4 protein-coding genes are annotated in these 3076 nt (G+C 65.1%); 1 reads left to right on the forward strand and 3 read right to left on the reverse strand.

The genetic code is table 11. The features are described from left to right. The 3 genes from DBR20_RS19915 to DBR20_RS19925 form a co-directional block, all read right to left on the reverse strand. A partial coding sequence (locus DBR20_RS19915; protein ID WP_146187062.1) for an FAD-binding protein occupies positions 1–118 on the reverse strand: 118 nt, incomplete at its 3' end. A 202-nt stretch (positions 119–320) separates the two neighbouring features. Then, a complete protein-coding gene (locus DBR20_RS19920; RefSeq protein WP_108267936.1) occupies positions 321–1565 on the reverse strand; it encodes a DUF418 domain-containing protein in 1245 nt (414 codons plus the stop codon). 99 nt (positions 1566–1664) lie between these two features. Then, the gene (locus DBR20_RS19925) at positions 1665–2147 is read right to left on the reverse strand and encodes a peptidylprolyl isomerase (RefSeq protein WP_025876084.1); all 483 of its coding nucleotides are present in this window, start codon (positions 2145–2147) and stop codon (positions 1665–1667) included. A 111-nt stretch (positions 2148–2258) separates the two neighbouring features. On the opposite strand from DBR20_RS19925, the gene DBR20_RS19930 reads away from it, so the two are divergent. Continuing rightward, a complete protein-coding gene (locus DBR20_RS19930; RefSeq protein ID WP_108267922.1) occupies positions 2259–2798 on the forward strand; it encodes a C40 family peptidase in 540 nt (179 codons plus the stop codon). Positions 2799–3076 lie beyond the last annotated feature (278 nt).

Genomic DNA, 3076 nt, shown 5'->3' on the forward strand with positions numbered 1-3076 from the left:
CACCCGGCTCCAGCAGGGCAACACGCTTGCCATGCTGCGCAGCGCGGATGGCGCCGGCCAGGCCAGCGGAACCGCCGCCAAGGACGATCAGATCGTAGTCATAAGAGGGAGTGTTCATCGGAATCGCTCGGGTCGACAGGGAACAGGATCGATGGCGGGCTCGCGCCCGCAGAGAAGATCGACAGGCAGCTGGCTGGCGCAGGCGCTCATGCTGCTGCGAGCATGCCATGGCCCGCTGCAGGCCAGACGTGAGGGTATGCAGTGGCGCGCTTGGCGATGCACGCAGCCACGCAGGAAGAGATGTGCGTGGCCAGCATCGATCACCCCTGCCCGGCCCCACGGCGCATCGCTGGCCATTGCCGGTACGTCATCGCACGCCACAACCATTCCATCGGACCGAAGCGGAAACGGCGCAGCCACAGATGGCTGAGGATTACCTGCGCAGCGAACAGCAGCAAGGCGAACAGCAGCTGCCAGGCACGCGGTACTGCATCGAACCACCCCAGTCCGTAGTGATAGAACAGCAACGTACAGACCAGCGATTGACCAAGGTAATGGGTCAGCGCCATCCGGCCGACCGGCGCCAGCCAGCCCATGCGCGCACGCCAGTGCACGATCCAGGCCAGGTAGCCCAGGCACATCGGCACGCCGCCCACGGCCACCAGCGCCATTGCCGAGGTGGTCGGCAGGTCATAGACACCCGGGGCCAGATAGGGCTTCCACAACACACCCGCCAGGGTGACCAGCAGGCCCAGAGGCAACGCGACCCAGCGCAGGCCGGCATACAACCGGGGGAAACGTTCCGGCGCGGTCAATGCGCCGCTGCCAGCGAACCAGGCACCCAGCAGGAACATGCCCAGCACTTCGGGTCCGGAAATGAACATGCCACCCAGCGACGCGCCGAACTCCTGCAGGCGCTGCACGTTGGCCTGCATCCAGTCGCCCTGGCCGTACACCAGACGTTGCTGGTCGATGCCCTGCTGCGCGTCGACCAGCATCTTCTGCAGGTCCTGCGGGGTGGCCATCGACACCATTGCGCCGACCAGCAGCATCAGCGCAACACCCAGTGCATACACCAGCAGACCCATCCACGGCAGCCAGCTGCGCGGTGCTTCGCGGCAGGCCAGCAACGGCAGCGAGGCCAGTGCGTACAACACCAGGATGTCGCCCGACCAGACCAGCAGCGCGTGGCACAGGCCGATCAGCAGCAGCCCGGCGCTGCGACGCAGATAGAACGGCGTGAACGGGCGACCCGCCGTTTCAGCACGCTGGGCCATCACCGCAAAGCCCGCACCGAACAGCAGCGAGAACAGGGTGAAGAATTTCCCCTGCACGAACACATAGACGAAGGCATCGGCCCAGTAGTCGATGCCCTGCCAATGGGCGTCGATGCCGGTGAAGGCCAGGTCCAGCGGCCCGCTGAGGGCCTCGATGTTCATCAACAGGATGCCCAGCAGGGCAAACCCACGCAGTATGTCCAGCAGGGCGATGCGTTCGCCGGAAGCCACCGGTTGCAGGGAAGGGGAAGCGGTGTTCACGGGGCATCCGGCGTGCAGGTCCGTCATTATGCCGCCGGCCTGCGGACCATGGATGGCTCCGCCCTGTTCCACATACGCAACGGCCCGCCGAAGCGGGCCGTTGCTGCCATCACGATCGCAACGCGATCAGTGCTGGTGACCGCCGTCGCCGTGGACGTGGCCGTGTTCGAGCTCTTCCTTGCCGGCTTCGCGCACGTCGACGATCTCGACGTCGAAATGCAGGTCCTTGCCGGCCATCGGGTGGTTCAGGTCGACGTCGACCACGCTCATGCCGACCTTCTGCACGGTCACGGCACGCGGGCCGAAGTTGGTCTGCAGCACGACCTGCTGGCCCGGGACCAGCTTGGCGGTACCGAAGTGCTTCTTCGGCACGCGCTGGGACAAGCCATCACGGCGCTCGCCGTATGCATCGGCCGCCTTGACGTCGACGTCGAAGGTCGCGCCGGCTTCCTTGTCCATCATGGCGTTTTCCAGGCCCGGGATGATGTTGCCGTGGCCGATCAGGATCGCCAGCGGCTCGCCGCGGTCCTTGGACGATTCGATCGGCTCCTGGCCGGCCTCGGAGACGGTGTAGTGGAAGCGGACAACGCGGTCTTTTTCGATCTTCATGCGCAACTCTGTCTGGATCTGCCGGAGGCAGGCGGGTTGGGGCGGGTTGTCGCCCGGCGGGGACGCCGCCATCATGACGGCCAATCCAAGGTCGCGCATTATCCGGAGAACATGCACATCACGCCAGTTTCGTCCGGCACGCGCCGGCGCCTCGCGCCCGCCCTGCTGCTGGCCCTGCCCCTTCTGCTGACCGCCTGTGGCGGCGGCAAGGCCGTCCGTTCCACACCGCCACCGCCTGCGGCAAGCTGGCCCAGCACCACACCGGACAACCCCGAGGCCGCCAATTCGGTGCTGATGCGCGCCATCAGCCTGGTCGGCACGCCCTACCGCTACGGCGGCAACACGCCCGAATCCGGCTTCGACTGCAGCGGGCTGGTCGCTTACGTCTACCGTGAAATGCTGGACCTGAAGCTGCCGCGGACCTCACGCGATCTGGCCGCAGTCCAGGGGCCGAAGATCGATCCGAAACGCCTGGCGACCGGCGACCTGGTCTTTTTTGGCAGCCGCGGCAATGTCAGTCACGTGGGCATCTACGTCGGTGAGGGCCGTTTCGTGCACGCCCCGAGCACCGGCGGAACGGTGCGCCTGGATTCGCTCAGCGGACCCTACTGGAAGGACCACTACACAGGGGCGAAACGCGTCCTTCGCTAAAATGAACAGGCGATATGTTCAAAAATGTGACAGACGTCACTGCGCAACTAACGATTTACTAACGGAATTTTTAACTTATTACCGCTTTTACAGGGCATGATGCCCCATCGTTTTTTTCCTTGTGACCGACGCGTGACGACAAACGACCCGACGTGCCAAGGCCAGACCGCCGCTTCTTCGCGTAGTGTCCGCCCGCTTCTGCTGGGCTTGGCATTGTGTCTGACCAGCCTTCCCGCCTGGTCGCAGTCCGTTCCCACCCGTACCGATGCGACCCCGGC

It is taken from the genome of Stenotrophomonas sp. HMWF023 (assembly GCF_003060985.1).
GTDB classification, from domain to species: domain Bacteria; phylum Pseudomonadota; class Gammaproteobacteria; order Xanthomonadales; family Xanthomonadaceae; genus Stenotrophomonas; species Stenotrophomonas lactitubi.